Annotated in this window: 17 protein-coding genes and 1 pseudogene; 10 read left to right on the forward strand and 8 right to left on the reverse strand. The window is 72.7% G+C overall.

From position 1 onward, the window contains the following. Positions 1–9: 9 nt before the first annotated feature. The 3 genes from IF188_RS10085 to katG all read left to right on the forward strand — a co-directional run bounded on the left by IF188_RS10085 (position 10) and on the right by katG (position 3,823). Positions 10–1,005 (forward strand): stage II sporulation protein M, encoded by a 996-nt coding sequence (locus IF188_RS10085; protein WP_191171650.1) that lies wholly within the window; start codon positions 10–12, stop codon positions 1,003–1,005. Between the two features lie 65 nt (positions 1,006–1,070). Next, on the forward strand, positions 1,071–1,538 hold the full coding sequence (locus IF188_RS10090) for a Fur family transcriptional regulator (RefSeq protein ID WP_191171651.1): 468 nt from the start codon (positions 1,071–1,073) through the stop codon (positions 1,536–1,538). Further along, entirely contained in the window at positions 1,535–3,823 is a 2,289-nt protein-coding gene (katG, locus tag IF188_RS10095; protein WP_191171652.1) for a catalase/peroxidase HPI, read from the forward strand. Before IF188_RS10090 ends, katG begins: the two co-directional genes overlap by 4 nt. Positions 3,824–3,911: 88 nt before the next feature. Here the strand turns inward: katG and aqpZ are convergent, their stop codons facing one another. From aqpZ to IF188_RS10125, 6 genes are all read right to left on the reverse strand, one after another. Beyond that, complete coding sequence (aqpZ, locus tag IF188_RS10100; RefSeq protein WP_191171653.1) at positions 3,912–4,709, reverse strand: aquaporin Z; 798 nt, start codon at positions 4,707–4,709, stop codon at positions 3,912–3,914. A gap of 158 nt (positions 4,710–4,867) precedes the next feature. Then, positions 4,868–6,169: a DUF58 domain-containing protein gene (locus IF188_RS10105; RefSeq protein ID WP_191171654.1), complete on the reverse strand. Its 1,302-nt coding sequence runs from the start codon at positions 6,167–6,169 to the stop codon at positions 4,868–4,870. A 5-nt stretch (positions 6,170–6,174) separates the two neighbouring features. Then, positions 6,175–7,104, reverse strand: coding sequence for an AAA family ATPase (locus IF188_RS10110; protein ID WP_191171691.1), 930 nt, complete (start codon positions 7,102–7,104; stop codon positions 6,175–6,177). A gap of 158 nt (positions 7,105–7,262) precedes the next feature. Then, positions 7,263–8,474: a DUF4350 domain-containing protein gene (locus IF188_RS10115; protein WP_318152854.1), complete on the reverse strand. Its 1,212-nt coding sequence runs from the start codon at positions 8,472–8,474 to the stop codon at positions 7,263–7,265. Continuing rightward, positions 8,471–9,142, reverse strand: a complete 672-nt coding sequence (locus tag IF188_RS10120) for a DUF4129 domain-containing protein (protein WP_191171655.1) — start codon at positions 9,140–9,142, stop codon at positions 8,471–8,473. Before IF188_RS10120 ends, IF188_RS10115 begins: the two co-directional genes overlap by 4 nt. Next, positions 9,139–10,707: a glycerophosphoryl diester phosphodiesterase membrane domain-containing protein gene (locus IF188_RS10125; protein ID WP_191171656.1), complete on the reverse strand. Its 1,569-nt coding sequence runs from the start codon at positions 10,705–10,707 to the stop codon at positions 9,139–9,141. Before IF188_RS10125 ends, IF188_RS10120 begins: the two co-directional genes overlap by 4 nt. Before the next feature lie 206 nt (positions 10,708–10,913). On the opposite strand from IF188_RS10125, the gene mtrA reads away from it, so the two are divergent. The 5 genes from mtrA to hpf all read left to right on the forward strand — a co-directional run bounded on the left by mtrA (position 10,914) and on the right by hpf (position 16,558). Beyond that, entirely contained in the window at positions 10,914–11,594 is a 681-nt protein-coding gene (mtrA, locus tag IF188_RS10130) for an MtrAB system response regulator MtrA (RefSeq protein ID WP_191171657.1), read from the forward strand. Between the two features lie 7 nt (positions 11,595–11,601). Continuing rightward, positions 11,602–13,311, forward strand: a complete 1,710-nt coding sequence (mtrB, locus tag IF188_RS10135) for an MtrAB system histidine kinase MtrB (protein ID WP_191171658.1) — start codon at positions 11,602–11,604, stop codon at positions 13,309–13,311. After that, a complete protein-coding gene (locus tag IF188_RS10140; RefSeq protein WP_191171659.1) occupies positions 13,308–15,011 on the forward strand; it encodes an LpqB family beta-propeller domain-containing protein in 1,704 nt (567 codons plus the stop codon). Before mtrB ends, IF188_RS10140 begins: the two co-directional genes overlap by 4 nt. A 90-nt stretch (positions 15,012–15,101) precedes the next feature. Next, positions 15,102–15,809, forward strand: a complete 708-nt coding sequence (locus IF188_RS10145) for a ComF family protein (RefSeq protein ID WP_191171660.1) — start codon at positions 15,102–15,104, stop codon at positions 15,807–15,809. An 89-nt stretch (positions 15,810–15,898) separates the two neighbouring features. Continuing rightward, positions 15,899–16,558, forward strand: a complete 660-nt coding sequence (gene hpf / locus IF188_RS10150; protein ID WP_191171661.1) for a ribosome hibernation-promoting factor, HPF/YfiA family — start codon at positions 15,899–15,901, stop codon at positions 16,556–16,558. A gap of 118 nt (positions 16,559–16,676) precedes the next feature. On the opposite strand, the gene IF188_RS10155 is transcribed toward hpf, so the two are convergent. Both IF188_RS10155 and IF188_RS10160 read right to left on the reverse strand, forming a co-directional pair. After that, on the reverse strand, positions 16,677–17,390 hold the full coding sequence (locus IF188_RS10155) for a GntR family transcriptional regulator (RefSeq protein ID WP_191171662.1): 714 nt from the start codon (positions 17,388–17,390) through the stop codon (positions 16,677–16,679). Then, positions 17,387–18,877 carry a chlorohydrolase family protein gene (locus IF188_RS10160; protein WP_191171663.1) on the reverse strand — a complete coding sequence of 497 codons (1,491 nt, stop codon included), beginning with the start codon at positions 18,875–18,877 and terminating at the stop codon, positions 17,387–17,389. Before IF188_RS10160 ends, IF188_RS10155 begins: the two co-directional genes overlap by 4 nt. Before the next feature lie 146 nt (positions 18,878–19,023). Between IF188_RS10160 and IF188_RS10165 the strand changes: the two genes are divergently transcribed. Both IF188_RS10165 and IF188_RS10170 read left to right on the forward strand, forming a co-directional pair. After that, the gene (locus IF188_RS10165) at positions 19,024–20,235 is read left to right on the forward strand and encodes an amidohydrolase family protein (protein ID WP_191171664.1); all 1,212 of its coding nucleotides are present in this window, start codon (positions 19,024–19,026) and stop codon (positions 20,233–20,235) included. Positions 20,236–20,237: 2 nt separating this feature from the next. Continuing rightward, positions 20,238–20,876 (forward strand): annotated as a pseudogene (locus IF188_RS10170) (MFS transporter); the annotation flags it as partial.

Raw genomic sequence — 20,876 nt, forward strand, 5'->3', positions numbered from 1 at the left:
GTAAAGCGCATGGACCTCGACGCGCTCACGGCCGCCCGCCGGGACGAGTGGGCGCGCCTGGACGAGCTGAGCCGCACCCGTCACCTCTCGGGCGCGGAGGTCGACGAGCTGGTGATCCGCTATCGTGCGGCATCCGCGGATCTCGCCGAGGCGAAGACCACGGCGGGCCGCAGCGTGCAGAGCGACCACATCTCGACGATGCTCTCGCGGGCGCGGCTGCGCCTGACCGGCGCGCCAGAGAACGTGATGCGCCAGATCCCGCGGTTCTTCGTGCTTCAGCTGCCCGCGGCCCTGTACCGCGTGAGATGGACGACTCTCGCCATCGCCGTCGGGTTCGTGATCGTCGTGACCACCGTCGCGCTGTGGGTGTCGGGCGACCCCGCCCTCGTGGCGAGCCTCGGCAGCCGCGCGCAGCTGCAGGAGTATGCCGAGAACAGCTTCACCGACTACTACAGCGACAACCCCGCCGCGGTGTTCGCCGGCACGGTGTGGACGAACAACGCCTGGATCGCGGCGCAGTGCGTGCTGTTCGGCATCACCGGCGTGTGGCCGCTCATGGTGCTCGTGCAGAACGCCGTCGGCGTCGGCACGGCGGCCGCGGTGATGACCGCGTTCGACCGCGCAGACGTCTTCGTGCTTTTCATCCTGCCGCACGGACTGCTCGAACTCACCAGCATCTTCGTGGCGGGTGCGGCGGGGCTGCAGATCTTCTGGGCGTGGGTCGCCCCGGGTCCCAGGACGCGCGGAGCCGCGCTCGCCGCGGCCGGGCGCTCGCTCGCGACGATCGCGATCGGCCTGGTGATCGCGCTCGGCGTGTCGGGGATCATCGAGGGCTTCGTCACGCGGCAGCCGTGGCCGTGGCCGGCGAAGATCGGCATCGGCGCGGCCGCGCTCGCGCTGTTCCTGGTGTACATGCTGGTGGTCGGGCGCCGTGCCGCGAGACTGGGCGAGTCCGGCGACCTCACCGAGTTCGAGGCGGGCACCCCGACGCTGGTCGCCGGCTGAGCCGGCCTCGGGCCGGAGCCATACCACTGTTTTGAATGACTCAAAACAACGGTAGACTCGCCGTCATGACCGACACCGCCGCGATCGACGCCGCCGTGCGGCTGCGCGCGTCAGGGCTCCGCGTCACCGACTCGCGGCGCGCGGTCGTCGACGCTCTCGGCGAGCGGCCCCACGCGAGCGCTGACGAGCTCTACGAGATCGTGGCGCGCAGCCTCCCGGGCACCAGTCTGCAGTCGGTGTACAACGCCCTGGGCGACTTCGTCGACGCGGGCCTGGCACGGCGCATCGAGCCGGCCGGCCGGCCCGGACTGTTCGAGCTGCGGGTCGACGACAACCACCACCACCTCATCTGCCGTTCGTGCGGCGCCGTGGCGGACGTCGACTGCGTCGTCGGGCACGCGCCGTGTCTCACGCCGTCCGACACGCACGGCTTCGCCGTCGACACCGCCGAGGTCACCTTCTGGGGGCTGTGCGGCGCGTGCGCGGCATCCGGATCCCCAACCGAACCCGCTCAACAGGAAGGAAGAGCATGACCGACATCGATGGCGCCGTTCCCCCCATCGGGGAACAGACCGACGAGATCGACCAGTCCGTCACCGTCACCGACACCGACGAGGCGCGCGCCGAGGAGGCCGTGGGCTGCCCCGTCATCCACGCTCAGCCGCACCCGACGAACGGGTCGGCGAACGCCGTGTGGTGGCCGAACCAGCTGAACGTCAAGATCCTCGCGAAGAACTCGTCGCTGCGCGACCCGCTCGACGCGGACTTCGACTACAAGGCCGCGTTCGAGGCGCTCGACCTGGCCGCCGTCAAGGCCGACATCGCCGAGACGCTCACCACGTCGCAGGACTGGTGGCCGGCCGACTTCGGGCACTACGGTCCGCTCATCGTGCGCATGGCCTGGCACAGCGCCGGCACGTACCGCGTCACGGACGGGCGGGGCGGCGGCGGCGCCGGACAGCAGCGCTTCGCACCGCTCAACAGCTGGCCCGACAACGTGGGCCTCGACAAGGCCCGCCGGGTGCTGTGGCCGGTCAAGAAGAAGTACGGCCAGTCGCTGTCGTGGGCGGACCTCATGATCCTCGCCGGCAACGTCGCGCTGGAGACGATGGGCTTCAAGACCTTCGGCTTCGGCGGCGGACGCAAGGACGTCTGGGAGCCGGACGACGACGTGTACTGGGGCCCCGAGACCACGTGGCTCGGCGACCAGCGCTACACCGGCGACCGCGACCTCGAGCGTCCTCTCGCGGCGGTGCAGATGGGCCTCATCTACGTCAACCCCGAGGGCCCGAACGGCAACCCCGACCCGCTCGCCTCGGCGCGCGACATCCGCGAGACGTTCGGCCGCATGGCGATGAACGACGAAGAGACGGTCGCGCTGATCGCCGGCGGCCACACGTTCGGCAAGACGCACGGCGCTGCCCCCGACTCGAACCTCGAAGACAACCCCGAGGCCGCGGGGCTGGAGATGCAGGGACTCGGCTGGAAGAACAACTTCGGCTCGGGCAAGGGCGACGACCAGATCACCTCGGGCCTCGAGGTCACCTGGACGTACCACCCGACGCGCTGGGACAACGAGTTCTTCCACATCCTCTACGCCTACGAGTGGGAGCTCATGAAGAGCCCCGCCGGTGCGAACCAGTGGCGTCCGAAGAACGGCGCGGGTGCCGACATGGTCCCGCTCGCGCACTCGGACGGCCGTCGCGAGCCGCGCATGCTCACGAGCGACATCGCGCTGCGCGTCGACCCGGAGTACGCCAAGATCTCCAGCCGCTTCCGCGACGACCCCGAGGCCTTCGCCGACGCCTTCGCGCGGGCGTGGTTCAAGTTGACGCACCGTGACATGGGCCCGATCGAGCGGTACCTCGGCCCCGAGGTCCCCGCGGAGGAGCTCATCTGGCAGGACCGCGTCCCCGCGGTCGACCACGTCCTGATCGGCGACGCCGACGCGGCCGCGCTCAAGGCGCAGATCCTCGACTCGGGTCTGACCGTCGGCGAGCTCGTGTCGACGACGTGGGCGGCGGCGTCCTCGTTCCGCGGCAGCGACAAGCGCGGCGGCGTCAACGGCGCCCGCGTGCGTCTCGCGCCGCAGAAGGACTGGGAGGTCAACAACCCCGCCCAGCTCGCCAAGGTGATCTCCGTGCTCGAGGGCATCAAGGCCTCGTTCGACGAAGGCCGCACCGACGGCAAGAAGGTGTCGGTCGCCGACCTGATCGTGCTCGCGGGCAACGCGGCCGTCGAGAAGGCCGCGAAGGATGCCGGAGTCGAGGCCGTCGTGCCGTTCCACCCGGGACGCACGGACGCCACGCAGGAGCAGACCGACGTCGAGTCGTTCGCCTACCTGGAGCCGGCCGCCGACGGGTTCCGCAACTACCAGGGTCCGCTCGCGATGGCATCGGGTCTGCCGGCGGAGCACCTGCTGCTCGACAAGGCCAACCTGCTGACGCTGACCGCGCCGCAGACGACCGTCCTCGTGGGCGGCCTGCGCGTGCTGGGCGCCAACTGGGACGGCTCGGACTACGGCGTGTTCACGGATCGTCCGGGCGTGCTCACGAACGACTTCTTCGTGAACCTGCTCGACCTCGGCACGACCTGGAAGCAGCTCGACCCCGGTGCCCACGCGTTCGCGGGCACGAAGGACGGCTCGGGCGAGAAGGTGGGCGTGGGCACCCGCGTCGACCTGCTGTTCGGCTCGAACTCCGAGCTGCGCGCGATCGCCGAGGTGTACGCCTCGGACGACGCCCACGAGAAGTTCGTGCGCGACTTCGTCGCCGCGTGGGGCAAGGTCACCGAACTCGATCGCTTCGACCTGGTGTGAGGTGGATGCCGGCGGCCGTGGGCGCCGGCATCCACGACACGAAACGGCCCGTCCCGAGACCGGGGGCGGGCCGTTTCGGCTGTCGTCGTTACTTGACGCGCGCCTCTTCGGGCGCCGGCGGGAGCGAGCCCTTCGGCTCGAACAGCGCGCGGTGCAGAAGGCCCGCGATGAGGCCGCCGACGATCGGGAACACGATGAACACCCACAGCTGCGAGAGCGGGGCGGGTCCGCCGTAGATCGCCGCGGCGATCGAGCGGGCCGGGTTGACCGACGCGTTGTCGATCGGGATCAGGACCAGGTGGATGAGCGTCAGCGTGAGACCGATCGCGAGGGGCGCGAGCGCCGCCGTGCCGCGCGTCGCGTGCGTGACGCCCAGGATCACGAGGACGAAGAACGCCGTCAGGACGATCTCGGCGACGATCGCCGCGCCGAGGCCGAAGCCGCCCGGCGAGCCGAAGTCGCCGTCGCCGTAGCCGTTGGACGCGAAGCCGCCGTCCTGCGCGTTGGCGAGCCAGTTGTCGACGCCGAACAGGCCGATCAGCACGATGACGGTGGTGGCGAGGGCGCCGCCGACGATCTGCGCGATGATGTAGCCGATGGTGTCCTTCCAGGCGAAGCGGCCGGCGGCCGCGAGCCCGAGCGTGATCGCGGGGTTGAAGTGGCCGCCCGAGATCGGGCCCCACGCGTAGGCGCCGACGACGACGGTCAGACCGAACGCCAGGGCCACGCCGACGAAGCCGACTCCCAGGGGGTTGCCTTCCGACCCCGCAGGGAAGGTGGCCGCGAACAGCGCGGTGCCGACGCCGCCGAAGACGAGCAGAAACGTTCCCAGCGCTTCGGCGACCAGACGCGTCCCGGTGCTCGGCTGGGTGGTGGTATCCGACATGGCGGACTCCTTTCCTCGTTCGTGAGGCTAGCGGTCCGTTCAGGGGTTTCCCAGGCTAGACGACCGGAGTGTCCCCGCATTACGAGAGGTCGGCCCGAGCGGGCGGGCGTGTCTGATCAGGGGATTGTGAGGATGCCGGGGCTCAGGGCGCCTCGTCGTCACAGGCGGCCGGCGGCCTTGAGCGCGAGATAGCGGTCGGCGATCCGGGGCGGCAGGGCGTCGGGGGTGTCGGCGATCGCCTCGCCGCCCGCGCGCGCGATCGCAGCCCCGACGACGGCCGCATCGGCCGTCGCGCGCTCGATCGCCGCGGCCCGGTACACGTCGGAGGCGTCCGGTCGCTCCGGCAGCGGTTCGGCATCCCCGGTCACCGTGCCCACGAGCACATGCGTGCTGCGCGCCAGTGCGGGCAGCGAGCCGAGGAAGCCCCGGGCGGCCTCGGCGGCGTCCTGCGCCGTGAGCAGCACGACCAGCGAGGGGCGCGACGTCAGGGCGCGCACCTGGGCGAACGCGGCGTCCCAGTCGGTGTCGATGAGCTGGGGTTCGACGGGAGCCATGGCGTCGACGAGCGCGGGGAGAAGCCCCGGCCCGTCGACGCGCGAGACGCGTGCGCGGATCACGCGATCGAACATCAGCAGGTGGACGTGGTCGCCGGCCCGGGACGCGAGCGCCGAGAGCAGCAGCGCGGCCTCCATCGCGGCATCCATCCGCACGCCGTCGCCCACGCGCGCCGCGGCGGTGCGTCCGGTGTCGATCACGATGACGACGTGCCGGTCGCGCTCGGGGCGCCACGTGCGCAGCATGGTCGTGCTCGACCGGGCGGTCGCGCGCCAGTCGATCGAGCGCACATCGTCGCCGCGCACGTATTCGCGCAGGCTGTCGAACTCGGTGCCCTGGCCGCGCACCTGCACGCTCGTGCTCCCGTCGAGCTCGCGCAGGCGGGCGAGGCGCGAGGGCAGGTGGCGGCGGGCCGTGAAGGGCGGCAGCACCCGGATCGCCCCGGGCGCATCGAGGCGTGCCTGGCGGCCGGCGAGCCGCAGCGGGCCGTCGGAGCGGACGACGACGAAGGCCGAGCGCAGCTCGCCGCGACGACGGGGGAGGAGCGGGATGCCGACCGTGCGGGCCTCTCCGGCCGGGACGTCGATCCGCAGGCGCTCGGCCGGCGCGCCGGCAGTCGGCTGCCACGCGTCGCGCAGCCGTCCGCGCACCGCGCGGGGCCCGCCGTTGCGCACCACGAGCTCGGACAGCACCGGCTGCCCGAGCAGCACGCGGTGCGGCTGGCGGCGCTTCACCGTCAGGCGCCGCGGGTCGGGCGCCGCGGCCGCGTCGCCGAGCGCGGCCGCGACGCACAGCACGATCCACGTGCCAGCGGCCGCCCACGCGTCCACTCCCGCGAGCGAGAGCAGAACGACGGGCACCGCGCCGAGGGCGACGAGGAGCGGAAGGCGACCGGTCAGGTACATGCGCGTCAGATCGGGACGCGGGTCTGCTGCAGCACCGAGCCGAGCACCGCGTCGACCGACACGCCTTCGAGCTCGGCGTCCGGCCGCAGCCGGATGCGGTGGCGCCAGGTCGGCACGAGCATGGTCTGCACGTGGTCGGGCGTGATGGCCGGGTAGCCGCCGAGCCACGCCCACGCCTTCGCGGCGGCCAGCAGCGCGGTCGCGGCGCGCGGGCTCACGCCGAGCTGCACCGAGGGGCTGCGGCGTGTCGCCTGTGCGAGGTCGACCACGTAGCCGAGCACGTCGTCCGAGACGGTGACGGCCGCGGCGGCACGCTGCGCGGCGCGGATCTCGTCGGCCGTCGCCGCGCGCCGCAGGCCCGCTGCGCCGAGGTCGCGCGGGTCGAACCCGCCGGCGTGGCGGCGCAGCACTGCGAGCTCGGCGTCGCGCGCCGGGACCTCGACGATGAGCTTCAGCAGGAAGCGGTCGAGCTGCGCCTCGGGGAGCGTGTACGTGCCCTCGTGCTCGATGGGGTTCTGCGTGGCCGCGACGAGGAACGGGTCGGGCAGCGGCCGCGTGACGCCGTCGGTCGACACCTGGCGCTCCTCCATCGCCTCCAGCAGGGCCGCCTGCGTCTTCGGCGGCGTGCGGTTGATCTCGTCGGCCAGCACCACGTTCGTGAACACGGGGCCCTCGCGGAACTCGAACTCGCCCGTGCGCGCGTCGTACACGAGCGACCCCGACACGTCGCCCGGCATGAGGTCGGGCGTGAACTGGATGCGCTTGGTGTCGAGTCCGAGCGCCGTCGAGAACGCGCGCACGAGCAGGGTCTTCGCCACGCCCGGCACCCCCTCCAGCAGCACGTGCCCGCGCGCGAGCAGCGCGATGAGCAGGCCGGTCACGGTGCCGTCCTGCCCGACGACGGCCTTGCCCACCTCGACGCGCACGCGGTTCATGGCCTCACGCAGCGCCGTGTCGTCGAGCGGCGCGCCAGGGGTCGGGCCGGGTGTGAGCGCCGCCCCGTAGGGCAGCGCGCCGGGTTCGCCGAACGCGGTCGCGGTGTCGGAGCCTTCGGCCATGGGGTCGTCCGGCGTCGGGGGCGCAGGGGTGTCCGTCATCGGGTGCTCCTCTCGGGGCGGACGGCCGCGTGGACGGCGTCCTCCAGGTCTCGCAGTCTGGTGCTCAGGGCGACGAGTTCGACGTCGCTGCGGGGGATGTCGTCGATCAGGATGCCACGCACGGTCGCACGGTCGAGGCCGAGGCGCCCGGCCGCGGCGTCCGAGATGTCTCCGGCGGCGGCGTTCGCACCGAGTCCGAGCAGCGCCGCCAGGCGTCGCAGTGTGCCGATGCGCAGGCGGTCGGCCGCGTGCAGCGGATCGTTCGCCCGCGCGTACAGGCGCGCGCGGCCCTCGGTCGTCTCGGATGCCCGCACCGTCACCGGCAGCCGCTCCGCGACGAGCGGTCCGAAGCGGCGGCCCCGCCACACCCCCGCGGCGACGCCGGCGACCAGCAGCAGCACGATCACGGGGCTCACCCACGGCGGCGTGAGCTGGCCGAGCGACGGATCGGTGTCGGCGAGGTCGGTGTCGGCGGCGGTCGGGACGTACCAGATGACGAGTGGATGCCGCCCCATCAGGTTCGCGGCCAACGCGGCGTTGCCGTTCTCGGCGAGGTGCTCGTTCGTGAAGAGCGCCGGGCCGTCCACCGCCGCGATGCGGCGGTCGCCGTCGTCCTGCACGAGGAGTCCGGATCCGCCGTCGACGCCGTAGCAGCCCACGGCGTCCGGGCCGGGGGTGTACAGCGCCCCCGGGGCGACGGCGCCGGAGCGTTCCGCCTCTGCCACCTCGCAACCGGGATCCACGGCGGCGTCTGTTGCGACGCCCGCCGCGGCCGACCCGGGAAGCAGCAGGCCGAGGGTGCGCGATCGCGGTTCGATCATCACGACGTCGATGGCGGCATCCACGAGTTCCGAGACGGCGTCGTCCGACAGCGCGGGGGAGTCGGGCAGCACCAGCGTCGCCGGGGCGTCCGCGAGAGCGGCCGCCGCCGCGGTGCGAGAGCGCTCGATCCTGATGTCGACGCCATGGGAGCGGAGCACTTCGACGAGGGCGCGTGTGCCGGAGGGACCGGCCGACTCGGGGTCGAGGGCGTCGCGCGCGGCCCACTGGTTCGCAGCCGAGATGGCGCCGCCGATGCCGCCCACGACGAGCAGGGCGACGCCGATCGCGATCCAGGCGCCGATGCGGCGGCGGCGGGACGGCGCAGGGGTCCGGGCTTCGGGGGCTTCGAGGTTGCGCGCGGGGGCGTCGGGGATCGTCGAGGTCACGCGGTCACCGCCTCGATCGGCCTCGCGCCGGCCACCTCGTCATCCACCGAGGCCACGAGACGGTAGACCTCGGCGGTGCCCGGACGCCGCAGGTACCGCACGTCGTCGAACGCGGCGGCGGCGTCCTCGAGGCGTGCGGCCGACTGCGGGAACACGCGTCCGGCGACGCGCGCGAAGCCGTGGACGGTCGCTCCGGGCGGCGGGTCCACGACGCCGCGCTCGAAGCAGCCGCGCGCGAGGGCCCGGAAGCGCAGCACGATCGCGGCGTCCCAGTCCGCGGCGCCGGCGCGCTCGGCGGCGGCGGTGCGCAGGGCCTCGGCCGACCGGTGCTCCTGCTCGCCGAACAGCAGCGGCGGACGCGCGGCAGCCCGGCGCGTCACGCGCGGCATGCCCCAGATAAGGAACGCCGCGACGATCACGATGACGACCACCGCGGTCGCGACGATAGCCAGCACCGAACCCCAGCCGCCCGACACCTGCGGATCGAACAGCGACGCGATGAAGTCGCCGATCGCGCGCGCGATCCGATCGAACGGCGTCGGCTCGGCGATGTCGTAGACCGGCTTCGAGAGCTCGTCCTCGGCCCAGCGGCGTGCCTCGTCGCCGTCGGGCGTGAGGGGCGCCCCGTCGTCGGAGGCCGTGAGGACGGTGCTCAGTGCGCGGGTCACGACCACGGCGACTCGCGGTCGGCGTCGCCGTCGGCATCGGGGGCGCCGGGCGCCGCCCAGGCGGTGGGTGACGGTGCCGCGGCGTCCTCGACGTGGGTCGCCGCGGCGTCGGCGGCGGCCGGGGCCGCCTGCGCCTCCGGGGCCGGGCCGGGCTGCGGCTGCGCGGGGTACGCGCCCTGCGCGGGGTACGCGCCCTGCGCGGGATACGCGCCCTGCGCGGGGTACGCGCCCTGCGCGGGGTACGCGCCCTGCGCGGGATACGCGCCCTGCGCGGGGTACGCGCCCTGCGCGGGGTACGCGCCCTGTGCCGGGGACGCCGCCGGCCCAGGCTGCGTGCTGTACACCGGATAGGTGCCGGGCTGCGCGGTCGCCGCCTGAGCGGGATACGCCCCGCCCGGGTACGCTCCGCCCGGGTACGCCCCGCCGGGTTGCGGGCCCGCCTGCCCGGCGTACGGCGGATACGCCGGGTAGCCCGGCGCGTACGCGGGCGCATACCCGGGCGCGCCCGCCCAGCCGCGCGGGGCGATCTCGCGCCCGACGTGCTCGCGGTAGGGGTCGACGAGCGGGGCGGCTCCGGCATCCCTCCGCTCCACGTACGCGAGCAGATCGAGGTCGAGGCCTTCGCGGCGCATGCGGCAGTCGATGTAGATGAGGGCGGTGGCCGTGGACTGCACGACGACCGCGACGGATTGCAGCAGGAGCGTCACGACCTGGGTGAGCAGAGCCGTCACGATGAGGCCGATGATCGCGCTGGGCTCGTCGGCGCCCGTCGGCGCGATGATCGTCGTGAGCCCTGCCGAGAGGAAGCCGAACGGCAGGCTCACGACCTGGGCGACGGCGCCGAAGATGACGCTGATGACGACGATGATGCCGAGGGCCGGCCAGAACCGCCCACGCGTCAGGACCCACGAGCGCCGCAGAGCCTGCAGGATCGTCGCGTGCTCGACGATGATCGCCGAGGGCGCCAGCAGCAGCTTGATCATCAGCCACCAGGTCAGCGGGATCGCCGCGACGATGAGCAGGATGGTGAGCACGATGGCCGCGGGAGGGGCGATCACCGCGATCCCGACGATGCCGAGGACGACGACCGCGATGAGCGCGCCCACCGCGAGCACCACGAGCAGCGAGTAGCCGATGAGGCGCCACGCGACCGGCTTGAGCTGGCGCCACAGCGCGCCGAGGGTGAGCTTCTCGGCGACGGCGGCGTGGGTGACCTCGAGCACGACGATGCCCTGCACGATGACGCTCAGCGCGCCTGCGGCGAGGCCGAGCACGAATCCGGTGACCGCGACGAGCCCGATCGAGCCGGCGAGCACCGTGTTGTACTCGTCGGTGCCCTCGACGAGGGTGTCCAGACGCGAGAACGAGGCCCACATCACGCCCACCACCGCGACCAGCAGGACGAAGTAGGCGACCGTCTGCACGACGAGCGCGAACCCCAGCAGCACGCGCGGGTTCTGCCGCAGCGCCGCGAAGGACCGCCCGAGGATCGTTCCGAACGTCAGCGGGTGCAGCGGGATGATCCCGGGGCGAGACGCCGGTGTCCAGGCCGGATACGCGGTCACGAGGGTCCCCTTCCGTCGCCCGCCGCGGCGTCGTGCGCGGCGGTGCGGGTCGCTTGCCCCCCATCGTTCCACATCGGCGGATGCCGCATCCCGGCCGGTCGCGCGAGCTTCGGCCGCTCTCCAGCATGCGTCGACTACTCTGTGGGGAGCGCATGGGGAAGGCGAAGGCTCTGCCCGTGCCTGGAGAGAAGGAACGAACGCGCGCGATGACTTCACGCATCCTGGTGGTCGACGACGACACCGCCCTGGCCGAGATGATCGGCATCGTGCTGCGCACCGAGGGATTCGAGACGGTGTTCTGCGCGGACGGCGCCCAGGCCGTCGACGCCTGGCGCACCGAGCGACCCGACCTGATCCTGCTCGACCTGATGCTTCCGGGAATGGACGGGATCGAGATCTGCACGGTGATCCGCGCCGAGTCCGGCATCCCGATCATCATGCTCACCGCGCGCACCGACACCGCCGACGTGGTGAAGGGCCTGGAGTCCGGCGCCGACGACTACATCGTCAAGCCCTTCAATCCGAAAGAGCTCGTCGCCCGCATCCGCACGCGCCTGCGCCCGGCCGCCCAGCCGGCCGGAGACACGCTGCGCATCGGCGACCTCACGGTCGACGTCGCCGCGCACGAGGTGCGCCGCGGCGACGCGCCGATCGCGCTCACGCCGCTGGAGTTCGAGCTGCTGGTCGCGCTGGCCTCGAAGCCGCAGCAGGTGTTCTCGCGCGAGATGCTGCTCGAGCAGGTGTGGGGCTACCACTACAAGGCCGACACCCGCCTGGTGAACGTGCACGTGCAGCGGCTGCGCGCGAAGGTCGAGAAGGACCCCGACAACCCCAAGATCGTCACGACGGTGCGCGGCGTCGGGTACCGCGCCGGCGCCGTCGTCTGAGCTCCTCATGACAGCCCCGATCACGGGGGTGAACGCGACCCGCACGCCCCTCACCGGTTGGCGGCTGTGGCGCGCGTGGCCGGGCAACATCGCGGCGCTGTGGCGGCGCTCGCTGCGCTTCCGCACGCTGCTCGTCACGATCGGGCTGACGCTGCTGGCGGTGGCCGTGGCGTGCGTGTGGATGGCGCTGCAGATCCAGAACGACCTCTACAGCTCGCGCCAGGAGCAGGTGCTCTCTGACGCCGAGCAGGCCCGCGCCGCCGCGCAGCGCACGCTCGACGCCGCCGTGCAGTCCGACGCCGTGCAGCTGCAGAGCGTCATGACCCTGGCGTTCACGGCGCTGCGCGACCAGTCGTCGGCCAAGATGGTCGCCGCCTACCGGATCGGGCCGCCGGTGCCCAACGCCCCGCAGGACTTCTCGACGGCAGAGGGCGTCATCGACTCGCTGCTCACGCCGGCGATGCGCGAGCAGGTGCGCAGGACGCCGGAGCGCCAGATCTGGCAGCCGATCGCGCTGCCCGACAGCACCGGCGGGACCTCGCCCGGAATCATGGTGGGCCAGCAGCTGGAGATCGACGGCGTCGCGTCGTACGAGCTGTACCTCGCGTACGACCTCGCCAATGCTCCCCAGACCCTCGGGTTCGTGCAGAGCACGCTGTGGATCGTCGGCATCGGGCTGGTGCTGCTCATCAGCGGCATCGCCTGGTTCGTGCTGCGCTCGGTGACCTCGCCGATCAGCGAGGCCGCCGACACGAGTGCGCGCCTGGCCGCCGGTCAGCTCGACGTCCGGCTGGAGGTCCACGGCGAGGACGAGCTGGCCACCCTCGGCCGCTCGTTCAACGCGATGGCCGACAGCATGGAGTCGCAGATCAAAGAGCTCGCCGACCTCTCGCTCGTGCAGCAGCGCTTCGTGTCGGACGTCTCGCACGAGCTGCGCACCCCGCTGACCACCATCCGCCTCGCCGCCGACATGATCAACGACCAGCGCGAGGAGTTCGACCCGGCGACCGCGCGCGCCGCCGAGCTGCTGAATGCGCAGGTGCAGCGGTTCGAGGTGCTGCTCACCGACCTGCTCGAGATCAGCCGTTACGACGCCGGCTCGGTGCAGCTGGAGCGCGAGCCCACGAGCCTCGCGCACCTCGCCGAGGATGTGATCGGCTCGATGCAGCAGCTCGCCGAGCAGCACGGGTCGGACGTGCGGCTCGTCGCGCCCGGCGGATATTCCCCGGTCGACATGGACCCGCGCCGGGTGCGCCGCATCGTGCGCAACCTGCTCGGCAACGCGATCGAGCACGGCGAGGCGCGCCCGATCGTCGTCACGGTCGACAGCAACCAGCAGGCCGTGGCGATCGGCGTCCGCGACTACGGCATGGGCATGAAGCCGGGCGACGCCGAGCACGTGTTCGACAGGTTCTGGCGCGCCGATCCGTCGCGCAAGCGCACGATCGGCGGCACCGGCCTCGGACTGTCGATCGCGCTCGGCGACGCGAAGCTTCACGGCGGCGAGCTCGCGGTGTGGTCCGAGCTCGGCCGCGGCACGAACTTCGTGCTCACGCTGCCGCGTCACGGCACGCTCTCGGGTGCCCCGCCGATCCCCGTTGATCCCGGCGACGACGCCGGCCCGGGCCTTGAGGATCTGGGGCTGACCGAGCCGATCGAGCTGCCGCGCGCCGACACCGCGGCGCCGGATGCCGGCGGCCGAGGGGGGAAGACATGACCAGGGCCCGCGGCATCCTCGCTCTCATCCTCGCGTTCTGCGCGCTCGTCGTGACGGGCTGCGCCGGCTTTCCCGAGAGCGGGTCGCTGCAGTACGGATTCGCGACCGGCGAGGACACCGGCGGCTCGCAGAACCTCGTGTTCCTGCCGAACCGGCCGCAGCCCGGCGCCAGCCCGGAGCAGATCGTCGAGGGCTTCATCGACGCGGGATCCGGCCCCGGCGTGAAGGGGGCGTGGGCGGTCGCCAAGGAGTTCCTCGCGCCGGATCTGGCGGAGTCGTGGAACCCGCTGGCGACCGTCAGGGTCGACGAGCGCGCCGAGCGCGACTACACCACGTCCGACACCGACGACGGTGCCGTGACGTTCTCGTACGAGGCGGTCGCCGACGTCGACGACACCGGCTCGTACCACCGCGCTGAGCTGGCGTCGAACTCGCAGGAGTTCCGCCTGGCCAAGCAGGCCGACGGCGAGTGGCGCATCATCGCCGCGCCGGACGGCATCTGGCTCGACGAGGGCCAGTTCCCGCAGGTCTTCCACCGCTACTCGCTGATGTACTTCGACCCGACGTACCAGTACCTCGTTCCCGACGTGCGGTGGTTCCCGTACGTCAACGCGGCGACGACGATCGCCGTCGCGCTCGTGAACGATCCCATGAGCGAATGGCTCGCGGAGTCGGTGCAGTCGGCGTTCCCCGAGGGTGCTTCGGCGGTGGCCTCGGTGCCGGTCGATGAGAAGGGCGTCGCGGTCGTCGACTTCGACGACGACTCCCTGCTGAGTGCGAGCGCCACGGCGCTGGACCGCATGGAGACGCAGCTGCGCGAGAGCCTGCGCGCGGTCGGGGTGACCGACGTGGTGATGCGGGTCAACTCGACGCCGCTGGAGGCGTCCCCGGTCGCGGTCAGGTCCACCCGTGTGCCCGCCGCCCCGCTCGTGCTCACCGAGGACGGATTCGGCTTCCTCTCGGGCGACGAGATCGATCAGGTCCCGGGGTTGTCGCCCGTCGTCGTCGCCGCCGCGCCGACCACGGTGCAGGTCGGGGTCGAACGCGACGCGGCCGCGGTCACCCTGCCCGGGGGCCAGGTGGCGCGCCTCATCGCGACCGCCGCGGACCCCCAGGTGCTCGACACCCGCAGCGGGCTGATCGACCCCGCGATCGACGGGCTCGGGTACGTCTGGAGCGTGCCCAGCGACCAGCCCGCGGCGCTGCGCGTGTACGGCCCGCAGAGCGCGGACGGGATCGATGTCGCCGACGCGTGGCCCGATGCGACCGCGGTGAGCGCGATGGCGCTCTCGCGCGACGGCACCCGCATGGCCGCGACGGTCTTGTCGGGCGGCCGTACCGTGCTGTGGGTGGCCGGTGTCGTGCGCGACGGCGACGGGGTTCCGGTGAAGCTCGGCCCGCCGGTGCAGCTCGCCATCGTCGGCGGTCCGGCGGAGGGCGTGACGTGGATCGACGACGCCAGCATCGGCGTGCTGGCGAGAGGCGACGACGCCTCGATCGTCGTCGAGCAGCCCGTCGGGGGGCCGACCACGACCTCGTCGGCGACCGCCGGCATGACCTCGATCGCCGGAGGCACCGGAGTCTCCAGCTTGCGGCTGCGTGCCGACGACGGGACCCTCTTCGTCAAGCGCGGCACGTCGTGGCAGCCCACGGCGACGGGGGTCCTGGTGCTCGCGACCCAGCAGGGCGCCCCGCAGTAGCGTCCTCCCCAGGTCGCCGGTCGGCGGCATCCATCCACAGATCCGGTGAGGACGAGTGGATGCCGCCACCCGCCGCCGCAGGCTGGGCCCATGCCGTCTGCGCTCGTGCTCGTCACCCGCTCCGCCTGCGCGGACGCGCTGGCCCTGCTGCTGCCGGTGTCGTGCGCGGGGTGCGACGAACCCGATGTCGTGCTGTGCGAGCGGTGCGCCCTCGCGCTCGCCCCGGTGCCGCGACATCAGGTGATCGACGAGCCGGGTGGTCGCGTCCCGGTGTGGAGCGGGCTGGCGTTCGAGGGCGTCGCGGCGCGGGTCGTTCGCGCGGTCAAAGAGGACGGCCGCACCGGGCTGGTGCGGGCGCTGGCGCCCGCACTGCGCGCGGCGCTCGACCGACTGGACCCGGACGGGAAGGGGCCCGTGGTCCTCGTCCCGATGCCGACGTCGCGGGCCGCGTACCGGCGCCGCGGCTTCCGGGTGCCCGAGCTGCTGCTGCGACGCGCGGGGCTGCGGCCGGCCCGGCTGCTGCGTCACGCACGCCGCACCGGCGACCAGCGCGGCCTCGGACGCGACGCGCGGCGCCGCAACGTCGAGGGCAGTCTCGTCGCCCACGGCGATGTCTCAGGGCTGCGCGTCGTGCTCGTCGACGACGTCGTGACGACGGGCGCGAGCCTTGCCGAAGCGGCCCGCGCGCTGCGGGCGGCCGGTGCCGAAGTGGTCGGTGCGGCGACCGTCGGCGCCACGCCGCGGCGGCTCCCACATCTCGGTGAACGCCGACCGGACACCTTCGAAACTCACAGGTGACAGACCCGGAACGCCCGACTACGGTGGGGGGCACAAGGCGACTGAAGGTCCGCCCTTGACCGGGAGGACCGGAACAAGGAGGTCAGGGGATGGAAACCAGCATCGTCGGCGTGGGAGTGGGCATTTCGGATCGCTTCCGCTCGGTCGTCGAAGAGAAGGCCACCCGCATCGCGACCCTCGCGCCGCGCGCCCAGCGCGTGGACATCAAGGTCACCCACCGTGCCTATCGCAACGGGCGACCCGGTGACGAGACGGTGGAGCTCACCGTCGACGGCAAGGGGCCCGTCGTCCGGGCCGAGGCCACCGACGGCGACAAGTTCACCGCTCTCGACCTCGCCGTCGACAAGCTGTGCGAGCAGCTGCGGCGCGCGAAGGACAAGCGCGTCGACGCCCGCAACCACCCGCGCGGCGCCAAGTACGAGAAGGGCAGCGGTGCGATCCAGGGCATCGACCTGCAGCCCGCGTCCGCCGACGTCCTGCGTGCCGTCGCGACCGGAGAGATCCCGATCATCACCGGCAACGAGGACGAAGAGGGCTACTCGCCCGTCGTCATCCGCACCAAGGAGTTCCAGCCCGAGTGGATGGCCGTCGAAGAGGCCGTCGACCGCATGGAGCTGGTCGGCCACGACTTCTTCCTCTTCATCGACGTCCGCACCGATCACCCGAGCGTCGTCTACCGCCGCAAGGGGTGGGACTACGGCGTCATCTCGCTGACGACCCAGGCGCAGCCCGAAGAGCTCGCCTCCTGAGGATCCGTCCCGTCGGGCGCGGCCTCCGGGCCGCGCCCGACGCGTGTGCCCCGGCCTGACCTGTCGCATGCGGTGCGCTCCGAGCGCCGGTTGACGGGGAGCGGGAGGATGCCGGGGGTCAGGGCGTCGGCAGCGGCCCCAGTGCCTCCAGCGCGGGCACCCGACCGCGCTCGATGTGGGCGTAGGCGATCGCCGCGGCGAGGTCGGCGTTGCCCGCGGCGATCGCGTCGTGGAGGGCGCGATGCTCGCGCAGCTGGTCGGGCTCGCCGGCGTGGCTCGTGCGGCGGAAGATCCACTCCATGCGCCCGAGCATCGGCTGCAGGCTGCGCGCGAGGAGCGAGTTGCCCGACAGCTCCAGCACCTCGGCGTGGAAGCGCAGGTTGAGCGTGATGCCGTCGCGATCGTCGCCTTCGGCGAAGCTGGCCTCGGAGGCTGCGAGCACGTCGGCGAGTCTGGCCGCCGATCCGCCGGCCGCGACGCGCAGCGCCGCCTGCCGCGCGGCGAACGGCTCGATGCACAGGCGCGCGTCGAACAGCTCGTCGATGTCGGCTGTCGTCACCGGCGACACGACGGCGCCGCGCCGCGGCGACGCCCGCACGAACCCCTCTGACTCGAGTCGGTGCAGCGCCTGCCGCACGGGCACGCGCGAGACGCCGTAGCGCTCCGACAGCTCGCGCTCCTTGAGCCACGTGCCGGGTCGCAGCTCGTCGCCGACGATGTCGCGCAGCAGCGCGCCGTAGACGCTGTCGGCCAGCGCCTCCGCGCCCTCGCCGCCCTCCTCGGGGCCGGCGGGTGCGATGTCGGCCGGTGCGGCGACGGCGGGGTCGGTCATGCGCGCTCCTCGAAGGCGGCGGTGTCCGCGACGCGATACACCGGCGGGAACAGTTCGCCCGCGGTGCCACGGTAGTCGCGCTCGGCGTAGGCGGCGCGCATCGTGTCGAACAGCGCCTGCATGTCGCGATGCACCTCGGCGAGGTCGATGCCCGGGATCTCGCCGTCGCGCATGACGACGCGTCCGCCCACCATCGTGAGGCAGGCGTCGCGGGCCGTGCCGGCGAGCACGAGTGTGCGCAGCGGGTCGTCGACGGCGCCCATGCGCACGTCGTCGAGGCGGAACGCCGTGAGGTCGGCGGTCGCGCCGGGCGCGATGCGGCCGAGGTCGGGGCGGTGCAGGGCCGCCGCGCCGCCGAGGGTGGCGGCATCCACGTATGCGGCGACGTCGCCCGCACCGGTCGAACCGTGCTGCACCTTGGCGGCGGAGACCCCGGTGTCGATGCCTCGGATGAGGTCGGGCGGGAACGAGTCGGTGCCGAGCGCGAACACGATCCCGGCCTCGCGGTAGCGCGACAGCGTCACGAGCTCGGATCCGTAGCGCGCGTTCGTGAGCGGGCAGTGCACGATCGCGACCCCGGCCGCGGCGATCCGGGCGAGGTCGCCGCGGTCCTCGCCGTGCACGCGCGGATTGATGTCGATCACGGTGCCGTGCGGCACGATGACGCGGTCGTGAAGAAGGCCGTGGGCGGCGAGGTGCTCCAGCGGCGTGCGGCCGTACCTCGCCTGGATGGAGGTGCGCTCGAACTCTCCCTGCAGGGCGTGGATGCGCACGAGGGCGCCGCGCTCAGCGGCGGCGCGGGCGGTCGCCTCCATCAGCTCGGGCGTGAGGGTCTCGATGCGGCAGGGGAGGAACACACCCGTCAGCAGCGGGTCGTCGAGTGCCCGGATGCCGTCGACGAACCGGATCGCATCGTCGAGGCCGTCGCGCCCGGCCTGCTCGTCGAAGCGCACGTCGCGTCGGCCGTCCGCGGTGACCACGCCCACGCCCGACCGGTACGAGGGACCGAGGAACCCGCGCAGCCCGAGGCGGCTGGAGAACTCGGCCATCGCGAAGAAGTCGTCGGCGGACTCCGCCCACGCCGAGTGCACCTCCGAGGCGATCGGCATGTAGCTCGTGATGCCGTGCAGCGCGAGCTGCACGAGCGCGACCTCGCGCACGCGGCGGCGCTCGGCCTCGGTGAACACGTGCCGGCGCCGGTCGAAATAGTCCTCCGACCAGGCGAGCCGCTTCGCCTGCGCGGCATCGGACCACGAGTCCAGCAGCAGGTGGTCCACATCGGTCAGGGCGTCGAGGTCGATGAGGCCCGGCATCAGCACGGCGGCGCCGAGGTCGATCCGCTCGTCGACGCCGTCGAGCGGAGTGGATGCGGCAGGCCCGACCCACTCGATGCGATCGCGGCCGACGAGCACGGCACCGTCGCGCAGTTCGGTGTGGCCCGTCCCGTCGAAGGCGATGACGTGGTCGGCGGTGAGGAGGATGCGCATGGCGATGGGCTCCAGTGGTATCCCAGAACAGGGGATCGTGGGTGATCTTCGGTCACTCTATCGAGTTCATCCCTTGTTTGGTATACCATTGACGAGTTACGCCGCGCCAGGTTGCGGCATCCGTTCTCCGTCGAAAGGGATCAGACGTGCTCATTCGGAACGTGCGACCGTGGGGCGGCGAGGCCTCTGACATCGTGATCGACGGCGACCGCATCGCCGCGATCCGCCCGCACGACCCGGCCGCCGTGACGGGTGCCGGCGACGTCGACGGCCGAGGCCGTCTGGCGATCCCGTCGTTCAGTGACGTGCACGTTCACCTCGACTCCTCGCGCATCGGCTTGCCGTTCCGCCCGCACACCGGTGCGCCGGGTGTGTGGGGCATGATGCTCAACGACCGGAACAACTGGCGCAACACCGACGTGCCGCACGCCGACATCGTCGCCGGCACGCTCGAGCAGATGATCGCGAAGGGCACGACCCGCGTGCGCACCTACGCGCAGGTCGACGTCGACTGCAAGCTCGAGAAGTTCGACTCCGTGATGGCGGCGAAAGAGAAGTTCGCGGATCACGCCGACGTGCAGGTCATGACGTTCCCGCAGGCCGGCATCCTGCGCGAGGAGGGGACGGTCCAGTACCTCGAGGAGTCGCTCAGGCAGGGCGCCGACGTCATGGGCGGCATCGATCCCAGCCAGCTCGACCGCGACCCGGTCAAGCACCTCGACATCGTGTTCGGCCTCGCCGAGAAGTACCAGGTCGAGGTCGACATCCACCTGCACGAGCCCGGCGCCCTGGGTGTGTTCAGCACCGAGCTCGTGCTCGAGCGGACGCGCGCCCTCGGGATGCAGGGCAAGGTCGCGATGTCGCACGCGTACGACCTCGGATCGGTGTCGGAGGCCACCAGCCGCCGCCTCATCGACGAGTTCGCCGAGCTCGACATCGCCATGGCCACCATCGCGCCGTCGACCTCGAACCATCTTCGCCTGCTCGATCTCGCAGCCGCCGGCGTGCGCGTCGGCCTCGGCGAAGACGGCCAGCGCGACTACTGGAGCCCGTACGGCAACTGCGACATGCTCGACCGCACGTGGCAGCTCGCCTTCGTCAACGGCTTCCGCCGCGACGACCACATCGAGCTCGCGCTCGCGGTGGCGACGATGGGTGGGGCGTCGATCATGAGCCACTCCTCGCCGCGCGTCGCGGGGGTCGGCGACCGGCCCGGCGTGGCCGTGGGCGACCGCGCCGACCTCGTGCTCGTCGACGGCGAGACGCCGACGAGTGCCGTCATGGACCGCAGCGGCGACCGCACCGTGCTGCACGACGGCCACGTCGTGGCCGACGGCCTGCGCCTCCTCGGCCTCTGAGCGTGCGCGTGCTCGCGGTGCACGAGGCGCGGGCTGTCGAGACGCCGCCCGCCGTCGCGGCCGCCGGGACCGCGCGCGCCGCGCGCGCCCTGGGCCTTGCGGCGGTCGTCCTCGTCGGCGTGAACCTGCGCCCCGCGATCACGTCGGTCGCCGCTCTTCTCGGCGAGGTGTCGACGCAGTTCGCGCTCGATCCGCTCGCGGCCTCGGTCCTCGTCACGCTGCCTGTCATCGCCCTCGGTGCCAGTGCGCCGCTCGGCCCCTGGCTGGCGCGGCGCCTCGGCGTCGCCTGGGCGCTCACCGCGACGATGATCGCGCTCGCCGCCGCGCTGTCGCTGCGCGTGACGGGCGCCGCGCCCCTCCTCGTCGGCACGGTCGTCGCCGGGGCGGCCATCATGGCCGCGAGCACCCTCGTGCCGCAGTACCTCAAATCCCTGTCTGCCGGCGGGCTGTGGGTCGGCATCAGCACGATGTCGTTCGGCGCGGGCGCCGCCGCGGGGGCCGGGCTCACCGCGCCGCTGTATGCGTGGTTCGGCGCGGACGCGCGTCTCGCCATCGGCGCCTGGGCGGCCCTGGCCGCGGCGGCCGCGCTCGCGATGGCCGCGGCGGCACGCGGCTCCGGCCGCAGCGACGGCGGAGCGGCC

This window comes from Microbacterium helvum, from assembly GCF_014779795.1.
Lineage (GTDB): Bacteria > Actinomycetota > Actinomycetes > Actinomycetales > Microbacteriaceae > Microbacterium > Microbacterium helvum.

Coding starts and splice junctions, on each gene's coding strand:
- mtrB (WP_191171658.1), top strand. CDS start 11,602: ATGACAGCCCCGATCACGGGGGTGAACGCGACCCGCACGCCCCTCACC.
- aqpZ (WP_191171653.1), bottom strand. CDS start 4,709: ATGTCGGATACCACCACCCAGCCGAGCACCGGGACGCGTCTGGTCGCC.
- IF188_RS10105 (WP_191171654.1), bottom strand. CDS start 6,169: ATGTACCTGACCGGTCGCCTTCCGCTCCTCGTCGCCCTCGGCGCGGTG.
- IF188_RS10090 (WP_191171651.1), top strand. CDS start 1,071: ATGACCGACACCGCCGCGATCGACGCCGCCGTGCGGCTGCGCGCGTCA.
- mtrA (WP_191171657.1), top strand. CDS start 10,914: ATGACTTCACGCATCCTGGTGGTCGACGACGACACCGCCCTGGCCGAG.
- IF188_RS10145 (WP_191171660.1), top strand. CDS start 15,102: ATGCCGTCTGCGCTCGTGCTCGTCACCCGCTCCGCCTGCGCGGACGCG.
- katG (WP_191171652.1), top strand. CDS start 1,535: ATGACCGACATCGATGGCGCCGTTCCCCCCATCGGGGAACAGACCGAC.
- IF188_RS10155 (WP_191171662.1), bottom strand. CDS start 17,390: ATGACCGACCCCGCCGTCGCCGCACCGGCCGACATCGCACCCGCCGGC.
- IF188_RS10085 (WP_191171650.1), top strand. CDS start 10: ATGGACCTCGACGCGCTCACGGCCGCCCGCCGGGACGAGTGGGCGCGC.
- hpf (WP_191171661.1), top strand. CDS start 15,899: ATGGAAACCAGCATCGTCGGCGTGGGAGTGGGCATTTCGGATCGCTTC.
- IF188_RS10110 (WP_191171691.1), bottom strand. CDS start 7,104: ATGAACCGCGTGCGCGTCGAGGTGGGCAAGGCCGTCGTCGGGCAGGAC.
- IF188_RS10160 (WP_191171663.1), bottom strand. CDS start 18,877: ATGCGCATCCTCCTCACCGCCGACCACGTCATCGCCTTCGACGGGACG.
- IF188_RS10140 (WP_191171659.1), top strand. CDS start 13,308: ATGACCAGGGCCCGCGGCATCCTCGCTCTCATCCTCGCGTTCTGCGCG.